The organism is Nocardioides euryhalodurans, from assembly GCF_004564375.1.
Lineage (GTDB): Bacteria > Actinomycetota > Actinomycetes > Propionibacteriales > Nocardioidaceae > Nocardioides > Nocardioides euryhalodurans.
Map to the genome: position 1 here is coordinate 1,135,553 of NZ_CP038267.1, position 26,613 is coordinate 1,162,165.

Consider the following 26,613-nt stretch of genomic DNA (forward strand, 5'->3'; position numbering starts at 1 on the left):
GCACTACGGTCACGCCATGGGACTCGCCGCGGACCTCGACTACGACCACCGCACCGGCAACCCGGTGCACCGTCTCGGTCGCTGGGTCGGGGGGACCCGCGCCGGCGGCTGGGTCTTCTCCCGCAGCCTGCGTCATCTCGACGACCTGGTCGGCCGCCTCAGCGACGGCCGCCACAGCGCGCCGGGGCTGCTCACCGGACTGGCGGTGCTCGACCTGACCACCACCGGCCGCAGGTCCGGCCAGCGCCGGACCAGCCACCTGATCGCCACGCCGTACGACGGCACGCTGGCGCTGCTCGGGACGAACTTCGGCCAGGAGGGCACGCCCGCGTGGGCGCTCAACCTGGAGGCCGAGCCGCGGGCGACGGTGAGCTACCGCGGCACCACCCGCGAGGTGGTCGCCCGACCGGCCACCGCGGCCGAGGCCGAGGAGATCTTCGACCTCGCAGCCCGGTTCTACGTCGGCTACCGCCACTACCGGCAGCGGATCGGCGACCGTCGCCGGATCCGGGTCTTCGTGCTGGACCCGGTCTAGCCTGCGGGGCGCAGCAGCAGCTCGGGAATCGTGGAGTCGCGCGGCAGGTCGAGCACGTGGCGGATCGCGTCGGCGACCGTGGCGGGGTCGCTCCAGTCCGCGGGGTCGTACTCCTTACCCTCGGTCGCATGGACCTTCTCCTGCATCGGCGTGGCCACCCGGCCCGGGTGCACCCCGGTGACCCGGACGCCGTGCTCCTGCTCCTCGAGCCGCAGGGCGTCGGCGAGCGCACGCAGGCCGAACTTCGACGCCGCGTAGCCCGCCCACGTCGGGTTGGCCCGGATGCCGGAGCCGGAGTTCACGAAGACCACCGTGCCGCGAGCCGCCCGCAGCGCCGGCAGCAACGCCCTGGTCAGCAGCATCGGCGCGGTGAGGTTGACGTCGAGCTGCTCCTGCCAGGCCGCCAGCCGGGTCTCGCCGACCGGGGCCAGGTCGACCACCCCGGCCGCGTGGGTGAGCGAGTCGACCCGCTCCGGCAGGTCGGCCGCGGCCAGGGTCCGCTCGAGCGCCGTCGAGTCGGCCAGGTCGGCGACCAGGGTGCGCGCCCCGGCGTACTCCCCCGCCAGCTCGGCGGCGCGGTCATCGCTGCGGGCGAGGAGCACCAGGTCGTCCCCCCGCTCGTGCAGCAACCGCGTGAGGGCGGCACCGATCCCCGAGCCGGCGCCCGTGACGAGGTGGGTCATCGGGTGAACACGACCTTGCCGAAGAGCTCACCACCGGCCATGGCGGCAAAGCCCTCGCGGGCGTCCTCCATCGGCAGGATGCGGTCGATCAGCGGCCGGGCGCCGGTCGCGTCGAGCATCGTCACCAGCGACGCGAGCTCGCCGCGGGTGCCCATCGTGGAGCCGATGACCTGCAGCTGGAGGAAGAAGATGCGCGTGAGGCCGGCGTCGTCCACCTGCGGGCCGGACGTGGTGCCGGAGATGACGATCTTGCCCCCCACCCGCAGCGACCTGATCGAGTGGGACCAGGTGGCCCGGCCGACGGTCTCCATGACCGCGTCGACCTTGACCGGCAGCCGCGCCCCGGACTCGAAGACCTCGTGGGCGCCGATCTCGAGCGCCCGCTTGCGCTTGAGCTCGTCGCGGCTGGTGGCCAGCACCCGCAGGCCGCCGGCGCGGGCGAGCGTGATCAGCGCGGTGGCGACCCCGCCACCGGCGCCCTGGACGAGCACCGTGTCGCCGGCCTTGAGACCACCCTGCACGAAGAGCATCCGGTAGGCCGTCAGCCAGGCGGTCGGCAGGCAGGCCGCCTCCTCGAACGACAGCGAGGCGGGCTTGGGGACGACGTTGCCGCGGGGGACGACGACCTTGTCGGCGAAGGTGCCCTGGTAGCGCTCGGAGAGCAAGGACCGCTTGGGGTCCATGGTCTCGTCGCCGCTCCAGGCGGGGTCGCTGATGACGGCGTGGACGACCACCTCGTTGCCGTCCTCGTCGAGGCCTGCCGCGTCGCAGCCGAGGATCATCGGCAGCGACTCCTCCTTCAGTCCGACGCCCTTGAGCGACCAGACGTCGTGGTGGTTCAGCGAGGCGGCCTTCACGGTCACCGTGGTCCAGCCGTCCGGGACCTGCGGGTCGGGGCGTTCCCCGACCACCAGGCCCTGCAGCGGGTCGTCGGTGGAGAAGCTGTCGGCGTAGACGGCGAACATGCGGGCCACGCTAGCGAACGGCGACCACCCCGCCCGTCCGGGTCGCCCCTTCTGCCCGGCTCCCCCCGGTCGGGCAGAAGGGGTCGTCAGGCCGGCGGCCCCGGCCGCCCGGTCGCCCCGCGACGACAGACCCTGCCCCGTCATCCTCGGGTGCCGGTCAGCGGCTCGCTAGGTGGCGCTTCGGCCACCTTGACGCCACCACGAGGCGAGGGCAGCGCGACTGCGCACCCCTGCGACCTCGAACAGGTCACCGAGGTGCTTGCGGACCGTCCGTGGGGAGATCCCGAGCCGTCGGGCGGCCTGCTCGTTGGTCAGGCCCTGGGCGACGAGGGCGGCGACCTCGCGCTGCCGGGCGGTCAGCGACGGGCCGGCGGCCGCCCCGGACCACCGCCGCAGCACGTCGACCGACTCACGGAGGGCGAACCCGGCGTCCACCACCCGACGTACGTGCTCGAGCGCCTCGAGCTCGCGGTCCTCGAAGTCCCGGTCCTCACGCCACAGCGAGAGCAGCCTGAGGTCGACGGTCCGGCACGGGAAGAGCAGCGCCGCCTGGAAGCGGTGCCCGCGCGGCTGGAGGCAGACCTCGTAGACCTCGCTCCGCTCCAGGTCGGAGAGGTCGACCACGTCGGTGAGCCGCGAGCTGCCGGGCGGCGCCGTGGTGAGCCACCGGGCGTACGGGTGGGTCGGCAGCAGCCGCCGCCAGCGGTCCTCCTCGACCGAGGACAGTGGCGGGGCGCCGTGCGTCTCGACCAGCGCCTCCTGGGCCCGGCCGCCGATGTCCAGCTCGCTGAAGGTGATGGTGTCGGCCCCCACGAAGCGGTCGAGCACGGCGAGCAGGTCGGGCACGACAGGAGCGCCCTCGGCGATCCCGTGGGCGAGGTCGGTCGTACGGCGGGTGAGGACGTGCCGGTCCACCGGGCCACTGTGGCACCGGATCGACGTCCGCGTGACGGATTTCGCGGCGCGCGTCAGGCGCGGGCGACCCCGTCGGCGCGTGCCGCCGCCGCGACCGCCCCGGCCACGGCCGGACCGACCCGCTCGTCGAACGGCGAGGGGATGACGAGGTCCTCGCGCAGGTCCCCGCCCACCAGCGCGGCCAGGGCCTCCGCGGCCGCGAGCTTCATGCCCTCGGTGATCGCGGTGGCGTGGACGTCGAACGCACCTCGGAAGATCCCGGGGAAGGCGAGCACGTTGTTGATCTGGTTCGGGAAGTCCGACCGTCCGGTCGCCACCACCCGGGCGTGACGGTGGGCCACCTCCGGGTGGACCTCGGGGTGGGGGTTGGCGAGGCCGAACACGATGGCGTCGTCGGCCATCGAGGCGACGATCTCCTCGGGGACCGTCCCGCCGCTGACGCCGATGTAGACGTCGGCGCCGGACATCACGTCGGCGAGCGTCCCGGTGCGGCCGGTGTGGTCGGCGGTGTCGCGGGCGAGCGCCTGCTTGACCGGCGTGAGGTCGGACCGGCCGGAGTGGAGCACGCCCCGCCGGTCGAGGACGGCGAGGTCGGTGACCCCCGCCTCGAGCAGGATCCGCGTCACGGCCACGCCGGCAGCACCAGCGCCCGAGACGACCACCCGCGTCGAGCCCGCCTCGCGGCCGGTCAGCCGCAGCGCGTTGGTGAGGGCGGCCAGGGCGACCACGGCCGTGCCGTGCTGGTCGTCGTGGAAGACAGGGATGTCGAGCCGCTCCTTGAGGCGGTCCTCGATCTCGAAGCAGCGCGGGGCCGAGATGTCCTCGAGGTTGATGCCGCCGAAGCTCGGGGCCAGCCGGACGACCGTCTCGATGATCTCCTCGGTGTCGGTCGTGTCGAGACAGAGCGGGATGGCGTCGACGCCGCCGAACTGCTTGAAGAGCACCGACTTGCCCTCCATCACCGGCATCGCGGCCGACGGGCCGATGTCGCCGAGACCGAGCACCGCGGTGCCGTCGGTGACGATCGCCACGGTGTTGGGCACCCAGGTGTAGTGACGGCTCATGGCCGGGTCCTCGGCGATCGCCTCGCAGACACGGGCGACGCCGGGGGTGTAGGCGAGCGACAGGTCTTCAGGGCCGGTGAGCGCCACCGTCGACCGGGTCTCCATCTTGCCGCCTACGTGCAGGTCGAAGACGGGGTCGCCTGCCTGCGGGTGCGGAAGAGAGTCAGCCATGGCGATCGATGATGGCACAGGGACCGCCCACCGGCTCCCCGGTCTCAACGTGACGAGCCCCACCGCGGCCGCGGCCACACCCGGCCGAGCACCACCGCGAGCACGTCGGGCTCGGCCACCGGCCCGCGGTGGCGTGAGTCGACGCCGGCCGGGTTGTCGCCGAGCAGCCACCAGCCTGGGTCGCCGGTACGGGTCGCCGCCGGCCGGTCGGCCCGCTTGACGGCGAGGGTGCCGTCGGCGAAGCGGGCGAGCACCACGCGTCCGGGTCGCACGCGACCGCCGTACCGCACGAGGAGGCGGTCGCCGGGCCGCAGCGCCGGACGCATGGAGTCGCCGCGGACGACGGCCCACCCGAGCGGGATCCGGGTCACCTTCTGGGGTGAAGACACGCGGAGTAGTGTCGCAGTCGACGACCGATCCCGAGAGAAGAGGACAGGACCAAGGATGTTCGCGAAGCTGTTCGCCCCCACCGTCGAGGTCTCGGCCCACTGCGACCTGCCCTGCGGCGTCTACGACCCGGCCCAGGCGAGGATCGAGGCGGAGTCCGTCAAGGCGATCATCGCCAAGGTGGCCGACAACGACGACCCCGACTTCCGCACCCGGGCGGTGCTGATCAAGGAGCAGCGCTCCGAGCTGGTCAAGCACCACCTCTGGGTGCTGTGGACCGACTACTTCAAGCCCCCGCACTTCGAGAAGTACCCGCAGCTGCACACCCTCGTCAACGAGGCCACCAAGCTGGCCGGCGCCACCGGCACCAAGGGTGAGATGGACGCCGCCAAGGCCGACGAGCTGCTCGCCAAGATCGACGAGATCGCCGAGATCTTCTGGGAGACCAAGAAGGCCTGAGCCGGCGCGGCGGAGCCGCGCGGCTCCGGCCTTCGTCGGTCAGAAGCGCGACTGAGCGCAGCGAGGTCGCGACCGTGGCTCCGCACCACGCACCATCAGCGGAGCCGCGCGGCTCCGGCCTTCGTCGGTCAGAAGCGCGACTGAGCGCAGCGAGGTCGCGACCGTGGCTCCGCACCACGCACCATCAGCCGAGCCGCGCGGCTCCGGCCTTCGCCGGGCAGAAGCGTCGCCGGAGATCGAGGTACGAGGCCGGCCACGGCCGAGGCTCGAGATCCCGGCACGCCGCAGGGCGGTGACCACCCGGTCACCGCCCTGCGTCAGGTCCGGGGCGGCTGCGGGCCGGCGGGCGCGAGCCCTACTAGTGTCTGTCCCAGACCGGTCGAGGGAGGGGCATCGGGATGGCGATCACCGGCACGGAAGGCCCGCGGGCCGACGTGGAGCTGCGGCTGCCGGCCGACAGCGCGTACGTCTCCGTGCTGCGGTCCACCGCCGCCGGCGTGGCGTCCCGGCTCGACTTCCCGCTCGACGGCATCGAGGACCTGCGGGTCGCCGTCGGCGAGGCGTGCGCGCTCGTGCTGCCCGAGGCCGACGAGGGCACCAGCCTGACCGGGGAGTTCTTCCTCACCGGCCATGGCCTCACCGTGACCGTGGCCGTGACCGGCTCCGACCTCGGACCGCCCGACTACGAGAGCTTCGCCTGGCAGGTCCTCGAGACGCTCACCGCGGCCGCCACGGCGACCGTGGCCGACGGGCGGCTCTCGGTCACGCTGACCCTCGGGCCCGAGCATCCCCCGGCCTAGACCGGGCAGATCAGGCCTCCGGCTCGTCGGCGAGGGCGGCCAGGCTCGCGGGGTGGAAGATCCCGGCGAGCACGAGGACCGCCACACCCGCCAGCGCGACGGCCACCCAGGTGGTCGACCCGCCGCGGAAGCTCCACGCCAGGCCGAGCTGGATCAGCTGGGCGAGGACGACCGGGCTGCGCGCCCACGAGCTGCGGCGGACGAGCAGCCACGCGCAGAGCAGCAGGCCACCGCCGTACGCGAGGAAGAAGACGGCGGTGGTGAGGCCCATGGTCAGCCGGGCCGAGCTCAGGTTGGCCAGCTCCAGCACCCCGAGCAACCCGAGGACCGCACCCTCGACGGCCACCAGGGAAGCGGCGACGGTGAGCGGAGCGGGGTTCTGGGGCACGCTGGTCACGCGGGCAACCCTAGGCGGTGGCACCTGTGACGGAATCGACGGTGTCGAGGGGTTGTTTCACGATCGAACTCTTGACACGCTAGGGGATCGCTCGTGAAAGCGTTCCGCTCGGCGAGCCCCCACAACGGGCCCGAGAAGGTGCACCCCCGACAGAAAGAGGGAACCCCCAGCCATGGATTGGCGCGACCGTTCCGCATGCCTCGACGAGGACCCGGAGCTGTTCTTCCCGATCGGCAACACCGGTCCGGCCATCCTCCAGATCGAGGAGGCCAAGCAGGTGTGCCGACGCTGCGAGGTGCGCGAACAGTGCCTGCAGTGGGCGCTGGAGGCTGGGCAGGACCACGGTGTCTGGGGCGGCCTCAGCGAGGACGAGCGGCGGGCGCTCAAGCGCCGCAACGCGCGTGCCCGCGTGCGGACCGCCTGAGCGCGCCGCCAGGCTGAGGGGCTCCCCTCACTCCAGCGGTACGTCGATCGCGACCCGCGTCCCCGACCCGTGCGGGCGGGGCCCGATGTCGAGCTGACCGCCGAGCTCGGACTCCACCAGCGTGCGCACGATCGAGAGCCCGAGGTTGGTCGACGAGTCGAGGTCGAAGTCCTCGGGCAGCCCGCTGCCGTCGTCGTCGACGGTGACGTGCAGCCGTCCGACCAGCCGGCCGGCCGCGACGTCGATCCTGCCCATGCGCGCGGAGTCGTGGTCGCCGTAGCCGTGCTCGACGGCGTTCTGCACCACCTCGGTCAGCACCATCGCCAGCGCGGTCGCCGCCTCGGACCCGACGATCCCGAAGCTCCCGCTGCGCACCACCCGCACCCGGTCGCCGGCGACCCCCACCTCGGTCACCATGCGTCCCAGCCGGTCGGCCACGTCGTCGAAGGCGACCGCCTCCTCGTCGGCGGTGCTGAGCGTCTCGTGGACCAGGGCGATCGACCCGACCCGGCGTACGGCCTCCTCGAGGGCGGCCCGGGCGGTGTCGGAGTCGATCCGCCGCGCCTGCATCCGCAGCAGGGCGGCGACGGTCTGCAGGTTGTTCTTCACCCGGTGGTGGATCTCACGGATCGTCGCGTCCTTGGTGATCAGCTCCCGGTCCCGTCGCCGCAGGTCGGTGACGTCGCGCATCAGCACCAGGGCGCCGATCAGCTCTCCCTCCGGCCGCAGCGGGATGGAGCGCAGGATCACCGCGACCTCGTCGGTGGCCACCTCGGTGTCGCCGTGGACGCTACCGGCGAGCACCGCCGAGAGCCGCTCCTCGTCGGGTCGCTGCCGGGGCGCCACCAGCTCGCGGGTGACGTCGGCCAGGACCAGTCCGTCGAGGTCGCCGGAGAGCCCGAGCCGGCGGAACACCGACAGCGCGTTCGGGCTGGCGTAGCCCACCCGGCCGGCGGCGTCGACGCGCACGAAGCCGTCGCCCACCCGGGGCGAGTCGGCGTGGTCGCTGCGCTGCCCGGGCACCGGGAAGGAGCCGTGGGCGATCATCCGGGTCAGGTCGGCGGCGGTCTGGAGGTAGGACAGCTCCAGCCGGCTCGGCGTGCGGACGCCGAGCAGGTTGGTGTTGCGTCCGATCACCGCGATCACCCGGCCGCCGCGACGCACGGGGATGGTCTCGACCCGGACCGGCACGTGGTCGCGCCACTCCGGGTCCCCCTCGCGCACCAACCGGCCCTGGTCGTAGGCCATGTCGATCATCGGCCGACGTCCGGTCGGCACGAAGGCGCCGACCACGTCGTCGACGTACGCCGTGGGGCCGGTCGTCGGGCGCATCTGGGCGCCCGCCCAGAAGCCGCGGCCGTCGCGGTCCGGCAACCAGAGCACCAGGTCGGCGAAGGAGAGGTCGGCGATGACCTGCCAGTCGGCCTGGATCAGCTGCAGCCAGGCCACGTCGACCTCGTCGAGATCGGTGTGGCTCCGGACGAGCTCGGTCAGCGACGGCATGGGCCGAGCCTAGGAGGGTGCCCTCACCCGGTCGAGCGAGACCGTCACCGTGGCTGGCAGGATGGCCCCATGGCCCGGTCGTACTGGAAGCAGGTCCTCGAGAGGGGCCTGCAGGTCCCCACCGACCGGCCGCTCGACGACCTGACCGCCGAGCTGACGACCATGCTCGGCTCCCCCGACCCCGTGCTGCGCGACGGGACGGCCTATCCGGCGCTCGGCACCTGGATCGACCGTGGCGTCTACGACGACCTGCTCGTCGGGCTCGGCGACGGGATGGCGGCCGGCCTGGCCGTGGGCCTCGGCGAGTCCGGCACCGACACCGTGTTCCGGAGAGCCTTCAGCGTGCTGGTGCTGGCCACGGTCGTGGAGCGTGACAGCAGCGAGCACCTGCTGCCGGCCGACCAGGTGCTGCGCTGGGGCGACCGGGTGGTCTCCTGGCTGCTCCGCGAGCGCGACCTGCGGGGCTACGTCCCCGGCAAGGGCTGGGCCCACGCCGTGGCCCACGGGGCCGACGCGATGGCGTCATTGGCCGCCTCTCGCCACTTCGGCGCGACCGAGCTCACCGTGCTGCTCGACGTCCTCGCCGACCGGGTGTTGCTCGACGACGCCCCCCTCGTCTCCGGGGAGCCCGACCGGCTGGCCCACGCCGTGCTGGCCGTGCTGCGCCGCGACCTGGTCCCGCTCAAGGTGGTCGAGCCGTGGGTGGCGCGGCTCGCGGCCCGCGGAAACCCGTTCGTGCTGCGCGGGGACCTCGACCCGTACCACCCCTCGCACAACGCCCAGCAGCTGCTCCGCTCGCTCTACCTGCAGCTGGCGATCGCACCCGAACCCCCGGCCGACAAGGCCGACCTGGTGCTGGTCATGGTCGACGCGCTGAAGTCGACCAACCCGTTCACGCTCGCGCGCTGAGGGTGCTGTCCGGCAGCACCTACCGTTGAGTAGCCTGCCTCCATGACCGACGTGCACGAGCCCGCGCAGACCGACGACACCGCGGACGGGGCCCCCGAGGGCGAGCTGAAGGGCCACGCCGGCGAGCTGGCGGTGGCCGTCGCGCGGGCCCACGGCGTCGAGACGATGTTCACGCTGTCGGGTGCGCACGTCTTCCCGATGTACGACGGGGCGGTCAAGGCGGACCCGCCGATGCGGCTCCTCGACGTACGCCACGAGCAGACGGCCGCCTTCGCGGCCGAGGCCACCGGCAAGCTCACGCGGGTGCCCGGCTTGGCCGTCCTGACCGCCGGACCGGGGGTCACCAACGGACTCAGCGCGATCGCCCAGGCGCAGTTCGCCGGGTCGCCGATGGTCGTGGTGGGCGGCCGTGCCCCCGCGAACCGCTGGGGCAGCGGCAGCCTGCAGGAGCTCGACCAGCCACCGATCATCGCGCCGGTCGCGAAGTCGGCCCGGACCCTTCACACCGCCGACGCGGTCCTCGACGGCATGCACGACGCCTTCACCACGGCGCGGTCCTCGCACCGCGGCCCGGTCTTCGTCGACGTCCCGATGGACGAGTTCTTCAACTCCGCCAGCGGCACCGTCCCCGGCGCCGGCCCCGGCCGCGGCGCCGACCCCGATCCCGACGCGGTCGGCGAGATCGCCGAGCTGCTCGCCCGTGCCTCGCGGCCGGTGCTGGTGCTCGGCACCGACGTCTGGGCCGACGGCGCCGAGGAGGCGGCGCTCCGGCTGGTCGAGGCCGCCGGCATCCCCGCCATCACCAACGGCATGGGACGCGGCGTCGTCCCCGGTGGTCACCCGCTGCTGGTGACCAAGGCGCGGGGACAGGCGCTCGGTGGCGCCGACCTGGTCGTCGTGGTCGGCACCCCCCTGGACTTCCGGCTCGGCTACGGCGTCTTCGGCGGCAAGGAAGGAGCCAGCCCGGCACAGGTGGTCCACGTGGCCGACTCCCCCGGCCAGGTCTCCGGCCACGCCGACCTCGCAGCCTCGGTCTCGGGTGACCTGACGACGGTCCTCGAGGGCCTGCAGCAGGCGCTCGAGCAGGTCGTACGCCGTCCCGACTGGTCCTCGTGGGTCAGCGGCCTCCAGGACACGGTCCGCGCCGCGGTCGAGCGCGACGCCGCGCTGCTCGGGGCCGAGGCCGACCCGATCCACCCGGCGCGGATCTACGGCGAGCTGGTCCCCCGGCTGGCCGAGGACGCCGTCGTCATCGGCGACGGTGGCGACTTCGTCAGCTTCGCGGGCAAGTTCGTCGAGCCGAAGCGCCCCGGCGGCTGGCTCGACCCCGGCCCCTACGGCTGCCTCGGCGCCGGGCTCGGCTCCGCCATCGCGGCCCGGCTGGCCCGACCCTCCTCGCAGGTGGTGCTGCTGCTCGGCGACGGCGCCGCCGGCTTCTCGCTCATGGACGTCGACACCCTGGTCCGCCACGACCTGCCGGTCGTGATGGTCTGCGGCAACAACTCCGCGTGGGGGTTGGAGAAGGGGCCGATGCAGATGCTCTACGGCTACGACGTGGCCGCCGACCTGGCCCAGCGCACCCGCTACGACGAGGTCGTGAAGGCGCTCGGCGGCGCCGGCGAGACGGTGACCGACCCCCGCGAAATCGGGCCCGCGATCGACCGCGCGTTCGCCGCGAACGTCCCCTACCTCGTCAACGTCATCACCGACGTCGAAGCCGCCTACCCGCGCAACACCTTCGGGATCTGATGGAGCTGAGGCGGGCCGAGGTCGAGGAGCTCGACGACCTCGGCGAGCTCACGGTCGCGGCGTACGAGGAGTTCATGCTCGGACCCACGGACCCCTACCGGGTCCACGTGCGTGACACCGCCTCCCGGGCCCGCGAGGCGGAGCTGTGGGTCGCCGCCGACGGCGGGCAGCTGCTGGGCTGCGTCACCTCGTGCCCACCGGGCTCGCCCTGGCGCGAGCTGGCGACCTCGGCCGACGAGGGCGAGTTCCGGATGCTGGCCGTCCACCCGGACGCACGGGGTCGGGGCGTCGGCGAGGCGCTCGCGGCCCTCTGCGAGGAGCGGGCCCGCAGCCACGGAGCGACGCGGATGCTGCTCTCCTCGTTGGACGAGATGGCGGCGGCGCACCGTGTCTACGGGCGGCTGGGCTACGTACGCCTGCCCGAACGCGACTGGAGCCCCGTCCCCGGCGTCCACCTGATCGCCTTCACCAAGGAGCTGTCGTGACCGAGGCCCTCAGCGCCACCCTGTCCTTCACCGTGGGCGACGACGACACGGCCGCGGCGCTCGGCAGCGGCTCGCTGCCGGTGCTCGCCACCCCACGCCTGCTGGCGTGGTGCGAGGCCGCCACCTGCGTCGCGATCGAGCCCGTGCTCCCCGAGGGCGGGACGTCGGTCGGCACCCGGGTCTCGCTGGAGCACCTCGGGGCGTCCCCCGTCGGCGCGGAGGTGGAGGTCACCGCCACCTCGGCGTACGTCGACGGGCGGCTCCACCGCTTCACCGTCGCCGCCCGCCACCCGGCCGGCGGCAAGGTCGTCGGCACCGGCGAGGTCACCCGCGTGGTCGTCGACGCGGAGCGCTTCCTCGCTCGCGCCCGCCGTTGAGGTGGGCCCCCGCACCACGTGAGATGGGCCCCCGCACCACGACGAGGGGACTGATGCCCAGCTCGACGGGTGCGGAGGCCCATCTCGACGTTGGTGCAGCGCTCAGGCGTTGGGGCGCTTGCCGTGGTTCGCGCCCTTCTTGCGGCGAGCGCGGCGCTTGCGTCCGGTCTTGCCCATGGTGTCCTCCAGATCGTCAGGTCGGGGCAGTCTCTCAAATCACCCCCGGTCAGGGCCAATCAGCCCTCGGTGATCTGCACCTGGACCTCGCGGATCTGGACCATGACCCGGCGTCGGAGCTCGGTCGGCGCAGCCTCGGAGCAGGACCGCGCGACGACCGCCTTGACGGTCCGTTGCAGGTCGTACTTCTCGAGGCAGGGCCCGCACTCGTCGAGGTGGAGCTGGACGGCGGAGCAGTCGGCCTCGTCGAGCTCGTTGTCGAGGAAGTAGACGATCCGCTCGAGGTAGTCGACGCACTCGGAGGGGGACTCGTGGTGGTGCTCGCTCATGAGTCCTTCCCCTCACTACCGATCGGGAGCAGGTCGTGGGTGCGGACGTAGTCCGACAGCATGTCGCGCAGCTGGCGACGTCCCCGGTGGAGCCGGGACATCACCGTGCCGATCGGGGTGTCCATGATCTCGGCGATCTCCTTGTAGGCGAAACCCTCCACGTCCGCGAGGTAGACGGCGAGCCGGAACTCCTCCGGCAGCCGCTGCAGGGCGTCCTTCACCTGGCTGTCCGGCAGCCGCTCGAGGGCCTCGGTCTCGGCGGACTTCAACCCGGAGGAGGTGTGGGACTCGGCCCGAGCCAGCTGCCAGTCCTCGACGTCCTCGGCCATGGACTGCTGCGGCTGCCGCTGCTTCTTGCGGTAGGTGTTGATGAAGGTGTTGGTGAGGATGCGGTAGAGCCACGCCTTGAGGTTGGTGCCGGGGCGGAACTGGTGGAAGGAGGAGTACGCCTTGGCGAACGTCTCCTGGACCAGGTCCTCGGCATCAGCGGGGTTGCGCGTCATCCGCATCGCGGCGGAGTAGAGCTGGTCGATGAACGGCATCGCGTCCCGCTCGAAGCGCGCTGCGCGCTGCTCCGGGGTCTCGGTCGCGACGTCGATCTCCTCGACCGCAGGGTCGACGGTGTCGGCTGGGTGGTCAGTCATCGTCCCCCAGCCTACCGGCGTGGTGTGGCGTTCCAGCGTTGCGAGCACGAGGAGAGAACACGCTCACCCCGCGGCTGATTCCCCGATGACCTCGCGGACCATCCACTCGAGCGTCGCCTCGACGACGATCCCCAGCGCCTCGTCCTGGCTGACCGGCCCGCGCTTGGGCACCGCGAAGCCGTGGTCGCCCCCGGGGACGACGCTCATGTCCACCCCCGCGAGGCCGTCGGGGAACTCGTCGGGACGGCCGAAGGTGTCGCGCTCCCCCTGGACCACGAGGGTGGGGACGCCGGCGCCGAGCAGCTCGTCGAGACGGCTCTTCTCCGGTCTGCCCGGTGGGTGCAGCGGGAACGCCAGCGCCAGGCAGCCGGCCGCCCCCAAGCCGCTCGCACAGCGTGCCGCCGACCGGGCACCCGCGGAGCGCCCACCGACCACGAGGGGCGTCGTACGCCGCAGCCGGCCCGCGGCCGCCCGCAGCCCGTCGTCGAGCGTGGGGGGCGGGCTCGCGACCTTGCGTCCGGCCAGGACCCACGGCTGGTCGAAGAGCACGACCGTGATCCCCTGACGGGGCAGCGCGGCTGCCAGCGCCTGCAGGTCACGGCTCCCGACGCCCGCCCCGGCGCCATGGCTGAGCAGCAGCGTGGCGATGGGGCGCCGGGCCCGGTAGGTCGTCGACCGGCCGTCCCCGTGGGGCGTCGGCACCCGCGACTCGGTGCTCATGCCAGGGCCTCCTCGAGGGGGATCGGCTCCACCAGCTCGGGTCCGTTGTTGCGGACGTTGCTGACCAGCGGCGCCACCGGGAACGCCTCGAGCCGCCCGGGCGCGGCCGGGACCAGCAGCGGGAGCAGGTCGTCCGTGGTCGCCGACGACGGGTCGAGCCAGGCGGCCCAGCGCTCCCGTTCGACCATCAGCGGCATCCGGTCGTGGATGTGGCCGACGGCGTCCTCCGCCTGGGTGGTGAGCACCGTGCAGGTCCAGCGGAAGCGCTCGGGGTCTTCCTCGTCACGCGTGGGGTCGCGCCAGATCTCGTAGAGGCCGGCCATCGCGAGCACCCTGCCGTCGGTGGGGCGGATGAAGAAGGGCTGCTTGCGTGGCTTGCCGGCCTTGGTCTTCTGCGACGTGGGGTACCACTCGAAGTAGCCGTCGGCGGGGAGCAGGCAGCGCCGGGCGGCGAAGGCGCGCCTGAAGGCGGGCTTCTCGGCGACGGTCTCCATCCGGGCGTTGATCATCCGGTTGCCGATGGAGGGGTCCTTGGCCCAGGACGGGACCAGGCCCCACCGCAGCGAGCGGAGCTGGCGCTGCGGCTCCTCCTCGGAGTCGCGGGAGGGCTTGCGCTCCATCACCGCGTAGACCTCCTTGGTGGGAGCCACGTTGTAGTCGGCCTCGAGGGGCTGCCGGATCCGGCTGTCGACGACCTCGAACTCCTCGACGAGGTCCTCCGGCTTGCGGCTGGAGGCGTAGCGACCACACATGCGGCCAGCCTAGGCGGACGGGCAGCCGTCGGTCAGCGCCGATCGTGTAAGAAAGGGGCATGACGATCTCGCGACTGCTCGCCCGGCCGATGCTCGCCTCGACGTTCGTGGTCGGCGCGGTGAGCGCCCTGCGCAACGCGGAGGCCCACGCGAAGAAGGCCGCCCCGATCACCGAGAAGCTCACCCCCCTCGCCGAGCGCGCCGTGCCGCAGGCCCCGATCCCCTCCGAGCCGGTGACGCTGGTCCGGATCAACGCCGCCGTCCAGATCGGAGCCGCCCTGACGCTCGCGACCGGCCGCGCCCCCCGCCTCTCCGCGACCGTGCTCGCGGCCTCGCTGGTGCCCACCACCGCCGCCGGGCACCGGTTCTGGGAGGAGGAGGACCCCGCGCAGCGGACCAACCAGAAGATCCACTTCTTCAAGAACGTCTCGATGCTCGGCGGGCTGATGCTGGCCGCGGTCGACACCGAGGGCAAGCCGGGGGTCGCCTGGCGCGCCCGCCGGGCCGCACGCGACGCCCGTCGAGAGGCACGCCACCTCGCGGGCACCGCCCGTCGCGAGGCCAGGCTCGTCGCCGCCCAGGTCTCCTGAGCACCCCGCCCGGGGCCGATACCCTCTCCGGGTGACCAGCACCCGGCTCGCCGACCCCTGGCCGGCTCCGCGCGCCCGCGGCCCGGTCGACGCCGTCGTCTCGCTGCCCGGAAGCAAGTCCCAGACCAACCGAGCGCTCGTCCTCGCCGCGCTGGCCGACGGGCCGTCGGTGCTGCGGCGCCCCCTGGTCTCGCGCGACACGAGCCTGATGGTCGCCGGTCTCCGCGCCCTCGGCTGCCACCTCGACACCGACCGCGGCGACTGGACCGTGACGCCCGGCCCGCTCCGGGCTCCGGCCACCGTCGACTGCGGCCTCGCCGGCACCGTGATGCGCTTCCTGCCCCCCGTCGCGGGGCTGGCGTCGGGTGCCGTCGACTTCGACGGTGACCCCCACATGCGGCTCCGCCCGGTGGGCGAGGTGCTTTCCGCCCTGCGGTCGCTCGGCGTCGAGGTCGAGGGGGACGGACTCCCCTTCACGGTCCACGGGAGCGGCTCGGTCACCGGCGGGACGGTCGTGGTCGACGCGTCCGCGTCCTCGCAGTTCGTGTCCGCGCTGCTGCTGGCGGGGGCGCGGTTCGACCACGGCGTCGACCTACGACACGACGGCAAGCCGGTTCCCTCGCTCCCCCACATCGAGATGACGGTCGCCATGCTCCGTGAGCAGGGTGTCGGGGTCGACGACTCCGACGCCGACCGCTGGGTGGTCGCACCCGGCCCGGTGCGTGCCCTCGACCGCACCATCGAGCCCGACCTGTCCAACGCCGCGCCGTTCCTCGCCCTGGCGGCCGTCACCGGTGGCAGCGTCACGGTCCGCGACTGGCCGCGGAGCACCACCCAGGCAGGCGACGCGCTGCGCGAGATCCTCGCCGCGATGGGCTGCGAGGTCGGGTTCACCGACGACGGCCTCCGGGTCGCCGGCGCGGGCATGCTGCAGGGCGTCGACCTCGACCTGCACGACGTGGGAGAGCTGACGCCTGCCGTGGCCGCCCTCTGCGCGCTGGCAGGGTCCCCCTCCCAGCTGCGCGGGATCGGTCACATCCGCGGGCACGAGACCGACCGCCTGGCCGCGCTGGCGACCGAGCTGACCCGGCTGGGCGCCGACGTCACCGAGCACGCCGACGGCCTGTCCTTCCGCCCGGCCCCGCTCCACCAAGGCGTCTTCCGCACCTACGCCGACCACCGGATGGCCCATGCGGGCGTGATCGTCGGCGCCGCCGTCGACGGCGTGCAGGTCGAGGACGTCGCCACCACCTCGAAGACCTTCCCCGACTTCGCCGGCTTCTGGGCGGGCCTGCTGTGAGCGGTCGCTACACCGAGCACGACCACGAGCACTACGAACGGCCGCGACGCCGCACGCGGCCGCGCACCAAGGAGCGACCGACGTACGACGACGCCGTGGCCGGCACCGTCGTGACCGTCGACCGCGGCCGCTACACGCTCCTCGTCGACGGCGTCACCGTGACCGCGATGAAGGCCCGGCCGCTGGGGCGCAAGGGCGTGGTCGTCGGCGACCGGGTGCGGGTGGTGGGCGACACCTCGGGAGCCGACGGGGCGCTGGCCCGGATCGTCGAGGTGGCCGAGCGCACCACCGTGCTGCGCCGCACGGCCGACGACGACGACCCCGTCGAGCGGGTGATCGTCGCCAACGCCGACCAGCTGGTCGTCGTGACCGCGCTGGCCGACCCGGAACCGCGCCCGCGGCTGATCGACCGCGCGCTGGTGGCGGCGTACGACGCCGGCATGCGGCCGCTGCTCTGCCTCACCAAGGCGGACCTGGCCGACCCGGAGACGCTCCTGGTCACCTACCGCTCCCTCGGCGTGCCGTGGCTGGTGACGCAGCGGGGCGGCGACCTGGCCGAGCTGCGGGCCGCGCTGCGGGGTCGGACCAGCGTTCTCATCGGCCACAGCGGGGTCGGCAAGTCCACGCTGGTCAACGCGCTCGTCCCCGACGCCGACCGGGCCATCGGCCACGTCAACGCCGTCACCGGTCGAGGTCGGCACACCTCCACCTCCGCCTGGATGCTCGCCCTCCCCGACGACGGCGGCTGGATCGTCGACACCCCCGGCATCCGCTCCTTCGGCCTGGCCCACGTCCAGCCCGAGACGTTGATCGAGGCGTTCCCCGACCTCGACGAGATGACCGAGGACTGTCCCCGTGGCTGCACCCACGGGGCCGACGAGCCGGAGTGCGGGCTCGACGACGCGGTCGAGGAGGGACAGGCCGACCCGGTGCGGGTGGAGTCGTTCCGACGGCTGCTCGCCGCGCGCAGCGAGCCGGCGTACTAGGCCGGGCCTAGAACTGGTCGCTGACCCGGTCCCAGAGCGACCGCATGCCGTCGTCGCCGCTGAGCACCGTCAGCACCAGCACCACGACCGCGAAGCCGGTGAGCAGCAGCGGGAGCGCCACGCGGAGCGCGCCGGTGCGCGGGTTGAGCAGACCGGTCAGCACGCCCACCACGAAGTAGCCGGCCGCCGGCAGGACCAGCCGGTCGGCGTACGCCAGGTGCGGCGAGACCGAGGGATCAGCCAGCAGCCCGGGGTCGGCCTCGACCATGCGGTGACCGCTGAGCTCGGCCAGCAGCACCGCCCCGAAGGCGAGCACCGCGCCGACCATCATCGGTCGCCGCCACCAGTCACGCTGCTCGACGCGGACGGCGTACGCGATGGCGCTGAGCGGTCCCAGCACGCCGAGCGCGACCGTGGCGTACGCCGCGAGGACGTGCCACTCGACGCCGCCGGTCTCCATGCGAAAGAAGGTAGCGCCAGCAGACGCCCGCCGACCCGGGTTCGGCGAATCCCGTCAGCCGCGGGCGAGGACGGCCTCCCACACGGCGCGGGCACCGGCGTCACCGGTCCGGACCACCTGCACCAGGACGGCTGCCGCGCCCAGCCCCAGCACCACCCGGACGACGGTGCCGAGCGCGCCCGCCCGGGCGTGGAGCCAACCTGCGACGACCGCGACCACGCCGAACCCCAGCGTCAGCCACAGGAGCAGCTCGGCGCGCTCCTCGTGAGTCTGCACCAGCGGCTTCTGGCCGAGCTCGGGTCGGCTCTCGAGGAAGCTGTTGCCGGTCAGGTAGGCGGCGACGACCGATCCCGTGGCGACCAGGGCCAGCACCAGCATCGGCCAGCGGAGCCGGTCGCGCCACCGCGAGAGCACCGCGTAGAGCAACGCCGTGAGGGCGCCGAGCGGACCGAACACGACGGCGGCGTGCACCACGAGCGGATGGAGCGGCAGCCCGCTGATCTCCATGGGTACGACGGTAGCGGCACGACTGCCCATAGTGTGAGCGTCGTGCCCGACTACACCGATGACCTCCGGCTGGCCCACGTGCTCGCCGACGACGCCGACTCGCTCACCACCGGACGCTTCAAGGCGCTCGACCTCCACGTGATGAGCAAGCCGGACCTGACGCCGGTCACGGACGCCGACGAGGCGGTCGAGGAGAGCATCCGCCGCACGCTCTCCCGGGTGCGCTCCCGGGACGCGGTGCTGGGCGAGGAGGGCGGCTCCTCGGGCCACAGCCAGCGGCGGTGGGTGATCGACCCGATCGACGGCACCAAGAACTTCGTCCGCGGCGTCCCGGTCTGGGCGACGCTCATCGCGCTCGTCATCGACGACGAGCCGGTGCTCGGCGTCGTGTCGGCACCGCAGCTGCAGCGCCGCTGGTGGGCCTCGGTCGGCAACGGCGCCTGGACCGGCCGGTCGCTGCTCAAGGCGACCCGCTGCCAGGTCTCCGACGTACGCCGGCTCGAGGACGCCTCGCTCTCCTACTCGTCGATGTCGGGCTGGGACGAGCGCGGGCGGCTCGACGACTTCCTCTCGCTCTCCCGGCGCTGCTGGCGCACCAGGGCCTACGGCGACTTCTGGTCCTACATGCTGCTCGCCGAGGGCGCGGTCGACCTCGCCGCGGAGCCGGACCTCGAGCTCTACGACATGGCTGCGCTCGACGTCGTGGTCCGCGAGGCCGGCGGCCGGTTCTCGTCCCTGGACGGCACCGACGGCCCGTTCGGGGGCAACGCGCTGGCCTCCAACGGCCATCTCCACGAGGCCGCACTGGCGTTCCTGGGCTCGCTGCCCGACGACGAGTCGGACCCCGACGTACGCCCGCGAGGGCACGGATCGGTCTCCGAGCTGCGGGACCGCAGACCACGCGAGGAGTGACCACGTCTCACCGTGTGGCGGACCTGTTCAGGGGGGCTGACCGGGGCTAGCGTGGGTCCCCGACGGGGCCCGACAGAGCTGGAGGTCACCATGCGCATCGGCGATGTGCTCGGAGCAAAGCCGAGCCAGGACGTCGTCACGATCACGCCTGACGCGGGGGTGCGTGACCTGCTCGCGCTCCTCGCCGAGCACAACGTGGGAGCGCTCATCGTGAGCTCCGACGGCACCTCGGTCGACGGAATCGTCAGCGAGCGCGACGTGGTCCGCCACCTGCACCACGACGGCACGGTCGTCAACAACACCGTGGGCGCGATCATGACGGCGGACGTCGAGACCTGCGACCGCACCACGCTGCTCGACGACCTGATGAAGATCATGACCGACCGCCGGATCCGCCACGTCCCCGTCGTCGACGAGGGGCGCCTGGTCGGCATCGTCTCGATCGGCGACGTCGTCAAGCACCGGATCGACCAGCTGCAGTTCGAGCGCGACCAGCTCGACCACTACGTCCACCAGTCCTGAGCCCGCCCGCGGTCGACCGGTGGGGCGGCCGCGGTGACGGTGTGGCTGGAGGCGGGACTGTGGGGCCTGCTGGCCGGCGGCACCCTCGTCGTCGGCGCCGCCATCGCGTGGCTGGTCGACCTGCCGCGGCTCGCCGTCGCCTCGGTGATGGCCTTCGGCGCGGGCGTGCTGATCTCGGCGCTGGCCTTCGACCTGGTCGACGAGGCCGAGCAGACCGGCGGGCTCGCACCCACGGTCGCCGGGTTCCTGGCCGGCGCCACGACGTACGTCGCCGCGAACCTGGTCCTCGACCGGCTCGGCGCGCGGCACCGCAAGCGCTCGGGCGACCAGCAGGCCCGCGAGGCGGAGCAGCCGGGCAGCGGAGCGGCGATCGCCGTCGGCGCCCTGCTCGACGGCGTCCCCGAGTCGGTGGTGCTCGGGATGTCGCTGCTCGGGGGCGGCGGCGTCGGCGTGCCCGTGCTCGCCGCCATCGCGATCTCCAACCTGCCCGAGGGCCTCTCGAGCGCCTCCGGGATGAAGCGGGGCGGTCGCAGCGCGGCGTACGTCTTCGGCGTCTGGGGCGGCATCGCGCTCGCCAGCGGGCTGGCGGCGATGCTCGGCGCCCTGCTGCTGGCCGACACCGGACCGGGGACGATCGCGGCCATCAACGCCGTGGCCGCCGGCGCGATCCTCGCGATGGTCGCCGACACGATGATCCCGGAGGCGTTCGAGCGCACCCACGTCTATGCCGGGCTGCTGGCCACCGTGGGCTTCGCGCTGGCGTTCACCATCTCCCGGTGGGGCTGAACCTGGATCCCGACCGGGCCCGCCGATGGCCTAGCGTGGTCGGCATGGAGAAGCCTGAGATCGAGTTCTTCGACCCCGAGCCGCCGGCCGAGCTGGTCGTCACCGACATCACCGAGGGTGACGGCGCCGAGGCGACGTCCGGGTCGACCGTGTCCGTCCACTACGTCGGGGTGGCCCACTCGACCGGCGAGGAGTTCGACGCGTCCTACAACCGCGGCACCCCGCTGCAGTTCCGCGTCGGCATCGGCCAGGTCATCTCTGGCTGGGACCAGGGCGTGCAGGGCATGAAGGTCGGCGGCCGACGCCAGCTCGTCATCCCGCCCCACCTCGGCTACGGCGACCGTGGCGCCGGCGGCGTCATCAAGCCCGGCGAGACCCTGATCTTCGTGGTGGACCTGCTCGAGGTCCGCTGACCCGGCGCGGGTCGGCCGCGTGAGCGAGATAGCGCGTCACGGATCGGTCCCCGTCCGCACTGAATGACGACCGATCTGTGACGCACTATCGGGACGACCCCCTCACCAGGGCAGGTCGTCGCCCACCGACTCGTCGGCCACCCGCGCTGCGAGGCCGCCCAGCTCGACCACGTCCCCGAGCACGAGCTGGCGGCCCCGGCGGGTCTCCACCTCGCCGTTGACCAGCACCTGGCCGGCCTGGATCACGGGCTTGGCCTCGGCGCCACTCTCGACGAGGTTGGCGAGCTTGAGGAACTGGCCGAGCCGGATCGACTCGTCCCTGATCGGTACGTCGACCGTCACGTCACACCACCACCGTCACTGCATGGATCAGGACGCCCACCAGGCCGCCCACGATCGTCCCGTTGATCCGGATGAACTGCAGGTCGCGTCCGACGTGCAGCTCGATCCGGTCGGCCGCCTCCCGGCCGTCCCACCGCTCGATCGTGTGAGTGATGACGGTGGTGAGCTCGGCTCCGTAGCGCTCCACGAAGAAGACGGCCGCATCGGCGGCGAGCCCGTCGAACCGGCGCCGCAGCTCCTCCTCGGCCACCAGCCGCTCGGCGAACCCGACCAGCTCCGCCTCCGCCCGCGTCCGCAGCTCCCCCGACGGATCGCGGAGCGCGCCCACCAAGGCCTTGCGCAGGGCGTTCCAGAGCGAGATGCCGGTCGCCGCGAACTGCGGGTGGTCGAGCAGCCGGTTCTTCATCGCCTCCGCACGCGCCTGGGTGTCGGGGTCGAAGAGCAGGTCCTGGCCGAGCTGGCCGAGCATGGAGTCCAGCGCCTCGCGGGCGTGGTGGCGGGGGTCGTCGCGGATGTCGGCGATCCAGCGCACCGCCTCGGTGTGGATCCGGGTCGTCACGGCGTCGTTGAGCCGCGGCGGGGCCCACCAGGGCGCCCGCTCGCTCAGGACCTCGGTGAAGGTGTCGGGGTTGTGGACCAGCCAGCGGTGCAGCTCCTCGAGCGCCAGGTCGACCACGCCGTGGTGGAGGTCGTCGCGCACCGCCTCGACCACGAAGGTCCCCAGCAGCGGGGCGATCGGCTCCTCCCGGAACCGCGGCACGAGCACCGACTCCACGAGGTCGGAGATGTGCTCGTCGCGCACCTTGGAGAGCGCCACCCCGGCCACCTCGGAGACCTCGTCGACCACGCGGCGGGCGTTGCCCGGGTCCGAGAGCCACTCCCCCAGCCGCCGCGAGATCGTGGCCGCGGCGACCCGGTCGCGGATGATCGACTCCTGCAGGAAGTTCTCGCCGAAGAACTCCTGGAGGCCCTGGCCGAGCGCGTCCTTGCGCTTCGGGACCAGGGCGGTGTGCGGGATCGGGATGCCCAGCGGGTGCTTGAACAGCGCGGTGACGGCGAACCAGTCGGCGATCGCGCCGACCATCGACGCCTCGGCCCCGGCGTTGACGAACCCGAGGAAACCGTCCTGGCCCAGGGTGAGGGCGTAGACCACCGCCGCGAACAGCAGCAGCCCCACGGCGAGGGTGCGCATCCGGCGCAGCCCGCGCCGGCGTACGTCGTCGGCGGCGGGGTTCGGGGTGGTCATCGTGACGGTGGCACTCATCGCGGCCGATTCTCCACCACACGTCCAGTGCTGTGAGAATGTGCGGTCATGGCACGCACGGTGATCACCTTCGGCACCTTCGACGTCTTCCACGTCGGACACCTCCGCATGATCGAGCGCGCCGCCGCGCTGGGCGACCGGCTCGTGGTGGGCGTGTCCGGCGACGAGCTGAACCTGGCGAAGAAGGGTCGCGAGCCGATCTTCAGCCAGGCCGAGCGGCTGGCCATCGTGGCCGCCCTCAAGCCGGTCTCGGAGGTCTTCGTCGAGGAGAGCCTCGAGCTCAAGCGCGACTACGTCCTCCAGCACCGGGCGGACGTGCTCGTCATGGGGGACGACTGGGAGGGCAAGTTCGACGAGCTCGGTGACGTCTGCGAGGTCGTCTACCTGCCCCGGACCCCCGCGGTCTCCACCACGGCACTGATCGAGAAGATCTCGACCACCGGCTGACGCCGACACACCCGCACCACGAGGAGCCCCCATGCGTCGTACGATCGCCGCCGCCGCGGCCTGCCTGGGCCTGGCCACGACGGCGCTGACCGTCGGCACCACCGCGGCCGCCCCCGGTGGGGTGCCGGGACCGGCCGGGGCGTCGCTCCCCGAGCAGGCCCCCGACGAGGCCCTCGAGACCGCGGCCGCCGTGCTGGACGGCGAGGTCCCGCCGCTCGCCGCCCAGACCGTGACGGCCCCGGCGGCGCCCGATGCCTCGCTCGCGCTGCGCGACCTCCTGGTGGCCCTGCCGCGACTCACCGGCGAGGACCGCGACCGGGCCGAGGCGCTGCTGGCGAGGCCCACCGACCGCGCCGCCGACCCGTACGGCGACGGCTACACCACGCGCGCCAACCGCTCCTGCTCCACCAACGTCTGCGTCCACTGGGTCCCGACCACCCGCGACGCCCCGCCCAGCCGGCGCTGGGTCCGCACCACCATGAAGGTGATGCAGGGCGTGTGGCGGACCGAGGTCGGCGCGCTCGGCTACCGGCGCCCCGTCCCCGACGGCCGCAAGGGCGGCAACCGCAAGCTCGACGTCTACCTCAAGGAGCTCGGCAGCCAGGGCCTCTACGGCTACTGCGCCCCCGAGGGGACGCGGCTGGGCAGCGCGCGCGCCGCCTCGGGCTACTGCGTGCTCGACGACGACTTCGCGCGCTCCCAGTTCGGCCGCAAGCCGGTCAGGACGTTGCGCGTCACCGCCGCCCACGAGTTCTTCCACGCCGTCCAGTTCGCCTACGACCACCTCGAGCACCGCTGGCTGCTGGAGTCGACCGCGACCTGGGTCGAGGAGCGGTACGCCGACGCCGTCAACGACAACCGGCAGTACCTCCCCGGCGGGCAGCTGTGGCGACCGGGCGTCCCGCTCGACCGCGAGGCCTCCGGCTACGGCAACTGGGTCTTCTTCGAGTACCTCGGCCAGCGCTTCGGAAACGCGTACGTCCGCAGGGTGTGGGAGGCGGCCGCCAGACCCGGCACAGGCTCGGTCGCCGCCGTCCGGAGGGCACTGCCCCGGGGCGTGACCTTCACCGGCACCTACACCGCGTTCGCGATGGCCAACGTGACCCCCGGCCGCTCCTACCCCGAGGGCGAGAGCTGGACCCAGCCCGGCGTACGCCGCCGTGAGCTCGGCGCCGGCGCAGACGTCGACCTGGCCCCCCGGCTGGACCGGCTCTCCGCCACGAGGTCCCGCTTCGCCCCCGGCGAGGCGCTCACCGGTCGCCGCTGGCAGCTGCGGGTCGTCGTCGACGGCCCCGCCCGGGCCTCCGCGCCGGGTGCGGGTGTCGTGCGCGTCGCGCCGGACGGCTCCGTGGTCCGGACCCGGATCTCCCTCGACGCCCAGGGCCGGGGACGGGTCAGGGTCCCCTTCAACGTGCGTCGTGCCCGGGACGTCTACGTCGTGCTCGCGAACGCCGGCTCCGACCGCCGTCGCTTCCGCGCGAAGGTCGACGTCGTCCGCCGCGGCTGAGCCGCGCCGTGTGACAATCACGGCGTGCGGATCGCTGCCCTCCTGCTGACGGTGGTCCTGGCCGGCTGCACCCAGCAGGCGGAGGGCCCGCCCGCCGAGCCGCCGCCGCGGGTCGCGTTCTCGGTCAGCCAGCACCGGGTCGACGAGAACACCCCGGTGGCCAACCTGCGCGTGGTCAACCTCGACGAGGACCGTCCCGTGGACGTGACCGAGGTCGGCGTGGACTGGCCCGGCTACGGCGGCGAGCACGTCGAGCCGAACGAGGCCACCGTGATGCCGGGCCAGACGCTCGACCTGCGGATGACGCTGCCCGAGCCATCCTGCACCGACGAGGTGCAGCAGCAGCCGGCGTACGGCCTCATCGCGGTCGCCGGCGGTGAGCAGGTCCGCGGTCGGCTCGAGTCGGCCGGCCAGAGCTTCCTCGAGAGCCTGTGGCGCCGGTCGTGCAACACCGCGGCGGTGGCGGCCGTCGCCGACCTGCGGTTCGGGGACCGGTGGCGCACGGTCGGGCGCGGCACCTCCGCGTCGTACGTCGGCAGCTTCGTCGCCGACCGCACCGGGTCGCCGGACTCCGAGCTGGCCGTCGAGGGCATCGAGGGGTCGATCCTCTTCGACCTCTCCCCGCGCGGGCTGCCGGCCGTGCTCGGACCGGACGAGGACCGGCTGGTGCTGCCGGTCCGGCTCTCGCCGTTCCGGTGCGACGCCCACGCACGTGGCGAGACGACCCAGGCCTTCCTCTTCCGGCTCGACGTCGCCGTCGACGGCGCGGAGCCGGTGAGGGTGACGCTCACCACCGACGACGAGGACTGGAAGATCCGGGCGATGGACTATCTCGACGGCGCCTGCGGCTGAGCCGATCCTCAGCGGTGGTGGCGCAGCTTGACGTCGACCCAGACCGGACGGTGGTCGCTGGCCGAGACCAGGTCGGCGTACGGCTCGGTCGTCCGGGGCCAGAAGACGCCCGAGTCGAGGATCCGCAGCGAGCGGCTCGGCAGCACGTAGTCGGCCCGCAGGTTGCCCGGCGGCTCGGAGAAGTCGGCGGTGTCGAAGCGGGCCGGCGAGCGGTGGGTCTCGTTGCCCGGCTGGGCGGCCGCGGCCTCGACGGCACCCTGGCTCGACGGCGTGCGACGGTCGTTGACCCGCGGGTTGTCGAGCAGCAGCTGGGCGGACCCGGGGATCGAGTCACCGTCGAGCGGGTCGGAGTTCTGGTCGCCGGCGATCACGAACGCCCCGCCACGCAGCCCGCCGCCGCGACCCTCGTCGTCGTAGATGTAGGCGGCGCGACGCCCGCCGCGGACGTAGTCGGACCAGAAGCGGATCTCGTCGTGGTTGCGGGTGCCGTTGCGGTCCTCCGGACCGTCGAAGACCGGCGGCGTCGGGTGGGAGACCAGGAAGTGGACGGTACGACGGCCGATCTCGACCGGCACGTCCCAGTGGGACTTGCTGGACAGCCGGAAGACGTCGAGCTCGGCTGCGGAGTAGTAGTCGGCGGGCGCCGGGGTGGCCGGGTCGTCGGGCAGCAGGGCGCCGGGCATGTCCTTCCAGAGGAACCCCTGGAAGGTCCGGACCGCGTCGGTGTCGATGGGGTAGCGGGAGTAGACGACCATGCCGTACTGGCCGGGGAAGAAGCCGAAGCCGAAGGCGTCACCGGGTCCACCGACCGTCCCGCTGTTGTCGAGGTCCTGACCGCTCGGCACCCCGGTGTTGACGGGCGCGACGTAGGCGTAGGGGTAGTCGATCGGCTCGGCGCCGCGCTGCGAGACCTCGAGGTAGTTGCTCCGGAACAGGTCGGCCGCCAGCCCCTCCTCGTCGTAGTCGAACTCGTTGATCAGCAGCACGTCGGGACGGGTGCGCTGGATGATCTCGGCCACCTGCCGGGCCTGGGCGTTGCCCGGCGTCGAGAGGTCGCTCACGAGCTGGCCCTCGGCGGCCCGGTTGAGCGAGGCGTTGTAGGTCTGGAACCGCACATCGGGATCAGGCCTTCCACGCTCGGAGGCTCCCGGCGCGGCGGCCGAGGCCGGCAGCAGGCCGGCGGGCAGGACGAGGAGTGCGGTGGCGACGGCGAGGCGGGTCCGGGACATGCCGACCAACCTAGGCGACCGCGCCCACGCCCGTCACCCGTCGACAGGTGA

35 protein-coding genes are annotated in these 26,613 nt (G+C 73.1%); 18 read left to right on the forward strand and 17 right to left on the reverse strand.

The window, feature by feature from the left end:
• The first annotated feature begins 16 nt into the window (after nt 1-16).
• The gene (locus tag EXE57_RS05305; RefSeq protein ID WP_135074672.1) at nt 17-535 is read left to right on the forward strand and encodes a nitroreductase family deazaflavin-dependent oxidoreductase; all 519 of its coding nucleotides are present in this window, start codon (nt 17-19) and stop codon (nt 533-535) included.
• On the opposite strand, the gene EXE57_RS05310 is transcribed toward EXE57_RS05305, so the two are convergent.
• The 5 genes from EXE57_RS05310 to EXE57_RS05330 form a co-directional block, all read right to left on the reverse strand.
• Nucleotides 532-1,218 (reverse strand): SDR family oxidoreductase, encoded by a 687-nt coding sequence (locus EXE57_RS05310; RefSeq protein ID WP_135074674.1) that lies wholly within the window; start codon nt 1,216-1,218, stop codon nt 532-534. The two genes, EXE57_RS05305 and EXE57_RS05310, sit on opposite strands and share 4 nt — an antisense overlap.
• Nucleotides 1,215-2,183: a zinc-binding dehydrogenase gene (locus EXE57_RS05315; RefSeq protein WP_135074676.1), complete on the reverse strand. Its 969-nt coding sequence runs from the start codon at nt 2,181-2,183 to the stop codon at nt 1,215-1,217. The genes EXE57_RS05310 and EXE57_RS05315 overlap by 4 nt, the downstream gene beginning before the upstream one ends.
• Nucleotides 2,184-2,351: 168 nt before the next feature.
• Entirely contained in the window at nt 2,352-3,098 is a 747-nt protein-coding gene (locus tag EXE57_RS05320) for a helix-turn-helix transcriptional regulator (RefSeq protein WP_244247001.1), read from the reverse strand.
• Nucleotides 3,099-3,151: 53 nt separating this feature from the next.
• Nucleotides 3,152-4,333: an NAD(P)-dependent malic enzyme gene (locus tag EXE57_RS05325; RefSeq protein WP_135074680.1), complete on the reverse strand. Its 1,182-nt coding sequence runs from the start codon at nt 4,331-4,333 to the stop codon at nt 3,152-3,154.
• Nucleotides 4,334-4,377: 44 nt separating this feature from the next.
• The gene (locus tag EXE57_RS05330) at nt 4,378-4,722 is read right to left on the reverse strand and encodes a S24/S26 family peptidase (RefSeq protein WP_244247002.1); all 345 of its coding nucleotides are present in this window, start codon (nt 4,720-4,722) and stop codon (nt 4,378-4,380) included.
• A 55-nt stretch (nt 4,723-4,777) separates the two neighbouring features.
• Between EXE57_RS05330 and sodN the strand changes: the two genes are divergently transcribed.
• Both sodN and EXE57_RS05340 read left to right on the forward strand, forming a co-directional pair.
• Nucleotides 4,778-5,179 carry a superoxide dismutase, Ni gene (gene sodN, locus EXE57_RS05335; RefSeq protein WP_135074682.1) on the forward strand — a complete coding sequence of 134 codons (402 nt, stop codon included), beginning with the start codon at nt 4,778-4,780 and terminating at the stop codon, nt 5,177-5,179.
• A 398-nt stretch (nt 5,180-5,577) separates the two neighbouring features.
• Entirely contained in the window at nt 5,578-5,979 is a 402-nt protein-coding gene (locus EXE57_RS05340) for an ATP-binding protein (protein WP_135074684.1), read from the forward strand.
• Between the two features lie 10 nt (nt 5,980-5,989).
• Here the strand turns inward: EXE57_RS05340 and EXE57_RS05345 are convergent, their stop codons facing one another.
• Nucleotides 5,990-6,376 (reverse strand): hypothetical protein, encoded by a 387-nt coding sequence (locus tag EXE57_RS05345; RefSeq protein WP_135074686.1) that lies wholly within the window; start codon nt 6,374-6,376, stop codon nt 5,990-5,992.
• A 172-nt stretch (nt 6,377-6,548) separates the two neighbouring features.
• Here EXE57_RS05345 and EXE57_RS05350 point away from each other — a divergent pair, with 172 nt between their 5' ends.
• On the forward strand, nt 6,549-6,800 hold the full coding sequence (locus EXE57_RS05350; RefSeq protein WP_135074688.1) for a WhiB family transcriptional regulator: 252 nt from the start codon (nt 6,549-6,551) through the stop codon (nt 6,798-6,800).
• 27 nt (nt 6,801-6,827) lie between these two features.
• Here the strand turns inward: EXE57_RS05350 and EXE57_RS05355 are convergent, their stop codons facing one another.
• Nucleotides 6,828-8,303, reverse strand: a complete 1,476-nt coding sequence (locus tag EXE57_RS05355) for a sensor histidine kinase (protein ID WP_135074690.1) — start codon at nt 8,301-8,303, stop codon at nt 6,828-6,830.
• Nucleotides 8,304-8,372: 69 nt separating this feature from the next.
• Between EXE57_RS05355 and EXE57_RS05360 the strand changes: the two genes are divergently transcribed.
• Genes EXE57_RS05360 through EXE57_RS05375 form a run of 4 tightly spaced genes read left to right on the forward strand, consistent with a single transcriptional unit; the run spans nt 8,373 to nt 11,823 of the window.
• Nucleotides 8,373-9,212 (forward strand): DUF2785 domain-containing protein, encoded by an 840-nt coding sequence (locus EXE57_RS05360; protein WP_135074692.1) that lies wholly within the window; start codon nt 8,373-8,375, stop codon nt 9,210-9,212.
• 42 nt (nt 9,213-9,254) lie between these two features.
• On the forward strand, nt 9,255-10,961 hold the full coding sequence (locus EXE57_RS05365) for an acetolactate synthase (protein WP_135074694.1): 1,707 nt from the start codon (nt 9,255-9,257) through the stop codon (nt 10,959-10,961).
• Nucleotides 10,961-11,446, forward strand: coding sequence for a GNAT family N-acetyltransferase (locus tag EXE57_RS05370; RefSeq protein WP_135074696.1), 486 nt, complete (start codon nt 10,961-10,963; stop codon nt 11,444-11,446). Before EXE57_RS05365 ends, EXE57_RS05370 begins: the two co-directional genes overlap by 1 nt.
• Nucleotides 11,443-11,823, forward strand: a complete 381-nt coding sequence (locus EXE57_RS05375) for a thioesterase family protein (protein WP_135074698.1) — start codon at nt 11,443-11,445, stop codon at nt 11,821-11,823. Before EXE57_RS05370 ends, EXE57_RS05375 begins: the two co-directional genes overlap by 4 nt.
• 102 nt (nt 11,824-11,925) lie before the next feature.
• Here EXE57_RS05375 and EXE57_RS20440 read toward each other — a convergent pair whose 3' ends face one another.
• The 5 genes from EXE57_RS20440 to EXE57_RS05395 form a co-directional block, all read right to left on the reverse strand.
• Nucleotides 11,926-12,000 carry a 50S ribosomal protein bL37 gene (locus EXE57_RS20440; RefSeq protein WP_369797015.1) on the reverse strand — a complete coding sequence of 25 codons (75 nt, stop codon included), beginning with the start codon at nt 11,998-12,000 and terminating at the stop codon, nt 11,926-11,928.
• Nucleotides 12,001-12,059: 59 nt separating this feature from the next.
• A complete protein-coding gene (gene rsrA, locus EXE57_RS05380; RefSeq protein ID WP_135074700.1) occupies nt 12,060-12,329 on the reverse strand; it encodes a mycothiol system anti-sigma-R factor in 270 nt (89 codons plus the stop codon).
• On the reverse strand, nt 12,326-12,973 hold the full coding sequence (locus EXE57_RS05385) for a sigma-70 family RNA polymerase sigma factor (RefSeq protein ID WP_135074702.1): 648 nt from the start codon (nt 12,971-12,973) through the stop codon (nt 12,326-12,328). Before EXE57_RS05385 ends, rsrA begins: the two co-directional genes overlap by 4 nt.
• Nucleotides 12,974-13,036: 63 nt before the next feature.
• A complete protein-coding gene (locus EXE57_RS05390) occupies nt 13,037-13,693 on the reverse strand; it encodes an alpha/beta hydrolase family protein (RefSeq protein WP_135074704.1) in 657 nt (218 codons plus the stop codon).
• A complete protein-coding gene (locus EXE57_RS05395; RefSeq protein ID WP_135074706.1) occupies nt 13,690-14,445 on the reverse strand; it encodes an SOS response-associated peptidase in 756 nt (251 codons plus the stop codon). Before EXE57_RS05395 ends, EXE57_RS05390 begins: the two co-directional genes overlap by 4 nt.
• Before the next feature lie 59 nt (nt 14,446-14,504).
• Between EXE57_RS05395 and EXE57_RS05400 the strand changes: the two genes are divergently transcribed.
• From EXE57_RS05400 to rsgA, 3 genes are read left to right on the forward strand one after another with little or no spacing between them, the layout of a single operon-like run.
• On the forward strand, nt 14,505-15,035 hold the full coding sequence (locus EXE57_RS05400; protein ID WP_135074708.1) for a DoxX family membrane protein: 531 nt from the start codon (nt 14,505-14,507) through the stop codon (nt 15,033-15,035).
• A 31-nt stretch (nt 15,036-15,066) separates the two neighbouring features.
• Nucleotides 15,067-16,335, forward strand: a complete 1,269-nt coding sequence (aroA, locus tag EXE57_RS05405) for a 3-phosphoshikimate 1-carboxyvinyltransferase (RefSeq protein ID WP_135074710.1) — start codon at nt 15,067-15,069, stop codon at nt 16,333-16,335.
• Nucleotides 16,332-17,321: a ribosome small subunit-dependent GTPase A gene (gene rsgA, locus EXE57_RS05410; RefSeq protein WP_135074712.1), complete on the forward strand. Its 990-nt coding sequence runs from the start codon at nt 16,332-16,334 to the stop codon at nt 17,319-17,321. The genes aroA and rsgA overlap by 4 nt, the downstream gene beginning before the upstream one ends.
• A gap of 7 nt (nt 17,322-17,328) precedes the next feature.
• On the opposite strand, the gene EXE57_RS05415 is transcribed toward rsgA, so the two are convergent.
• Nucleotides 17,329-17,781, reverse strand: a complete 453-nt coding sequence (locus EXE57_RS05415; RefSeq protein ID WP_135074714.1) for a hypothetical protein — start codon at nt 17,779-17,781, stop codon at nt 17,329-17,331.
• Between the two features lie 54 nt (nt 17,782-17,835).
• A complete protein-coding gene (locus EXE57_RS05420; protein WP_135074716.1) occupies nt 17,836-18,288 on the reverse strand; it encodes a DUF2231 domain-containing protein in 453 nt (150 codons plus the stop codon).
• A 42-nt stretch (nt 18,289-18,330) separates the two neighbouring features.
• Here EXE57_RS05420 and EXE57_RS05425 point away from each other — a divergent pair, with 42 nt between their 5' ends.
• The 4 genes from EXE57_RS05425 to EXE57_RS05440 all read left to right on the forward strand — a co-directional run bounded on the left by EXE57_RS05425 (nt 18,331) and on the right by EXE57_RS05440 (nt 20,921).
• Nucleotides 18,331-19,200, forward strand: a complete 870-nt coding sequence (locus tag EXE57_RS05425; RefSeq protein WP_208542979.1) for an inositol monophosphatase family protein — start codon at nt 18,331-18,333, stop codon at nt 19,198-19,200.
• A gap of 90 nt (nt 19,201-19,290) precedes the next feature.
• A complete protein-coding gene (locus EXE57_RS05430; protein ID WP_135074720.1) occupies nt 19,291-19,722 on the forward strand; it encodes a CBS domain-containing protein in 432 nt (143 codons plus the stop codon).
• Between the two features lie 33 nt (nt 19,723-19,755).
• Nucleotides 19,756-20,508, forward strand: a complete 753-nt coding sequence (locus EXE57_RS05435) for a ZIP family metal transporter (protein ID WP_135074723.1) — start codon at nt 19,756-19,758, stop codon at nt 20,506-20,508.
• Between the two features lie 44 nt (nt 20,509-20,552).
• Complete coding sequence (locus tag EXE57_RS05440; protein WP_208542980.1) at nt 20,553-20,921, forward strand: FKBP-type peptidyl-prolyl cis-trans isomerase; 369 nt, start codon at nt 20,553-20,555, stop codon at nt 20,919-20,921.
• Nucleotides 20,922-21,023: 102 nt separating this feature from the next.
• On the opposite strand, the gene EXE57_RS05445 is transcribed toward EXE57_RS05440, so the two are convergent.
• Both EXE57_RS05445 and EXE57_RS05450 read right to left on the reverse strand, forming a co-directional pair.
• Entirely contained in the window at nt 21,024-21,263 is a 240-nt protein-coding gene (locus tag EXE57_RS05445) for an RNA-binding S4 domain-containing protein (protein ID WP_135074726.1), read from the reverse strand.
• Nucleotide 21,264: 1 nt separating this feature from the next.
• Entirely contained in the window at nt 21,265-22,527 is a 1,263-nt protein-coding gene (locus EXE57_RS05450) for a DUF445 domain-containing protein (protein WP_135074729.1), read from the reverse strand.
• Between the two features lie 48 nt (nt 22,528-22,575).
• Here EXE57_RS05450 and EXE57_RS05455 point away from each other — a divergent pair, with 48 nt between their 5' ends.
• The 3 genes from EXE57_RS05455 to EXE57_RS05465 are packed head-to-tail and all read left to right on the forward strand — an operon-like array spanning nt 22,576 to nt 25,333.
• Entirely contained in the window at nt 22,576-22,974 is a 399-nt protein-coding gene (locus tag EXE57_RS05455; protein WP_135074732.1) for an FAD synthase family protein, read from the forward strand.
• Between the two features lie 31 nt (nt 22,975-23,005).
• Nucleotides 23,006-24,481 carry an MXAN_6640 family putative metalloprotease gene (locus EXE57_RS05460; protein WP_135074734.1) on the forward strand — a complete coding sequence of 492 codons (1,476 nt, stop codon included), beginning with the start codon at nt 23,006-23,008 and terminating at the stop codon, nt 24,479-24,481.
• Between the two features lie 24 nt (nt 24,482-24,505).
• Nucleotides 24,506-25,333 carry a hypothetical protein gene (locus tag EXE57_RS05465; protein ID WP_135074737.1) on the forward strand — a complete coding sequence of 276 codons (828 nt, stop codon included), beginning with the start codon at nt 24,506-24,508 and terminating at the stop codon, nt 25,331-25,333.
• Nucleotides 25,334-25,341: 8 nt separating this feature from the next.
• On the opposite strand, the gene EXE57_RS05470 is transcribed toward EXE57_RS05465, so the two are convergent.
• Nucleotides 25,342-26,562 carry an endonuclease/exonuclease/phosphatase family protein gene (locus EXE57_RS05470; RefSeq protein WP_135074740.1) on the reverse strand — a complete coding sequence of 407 codons (1,221 nt, stop codon included), beginning with the start codon at nt 26,560-26,562 and terminating at the stop codon, nt 25,342-25,344.
• Nucleotides 26,563-26,613 lie beyond the last annotated feature (51 nt).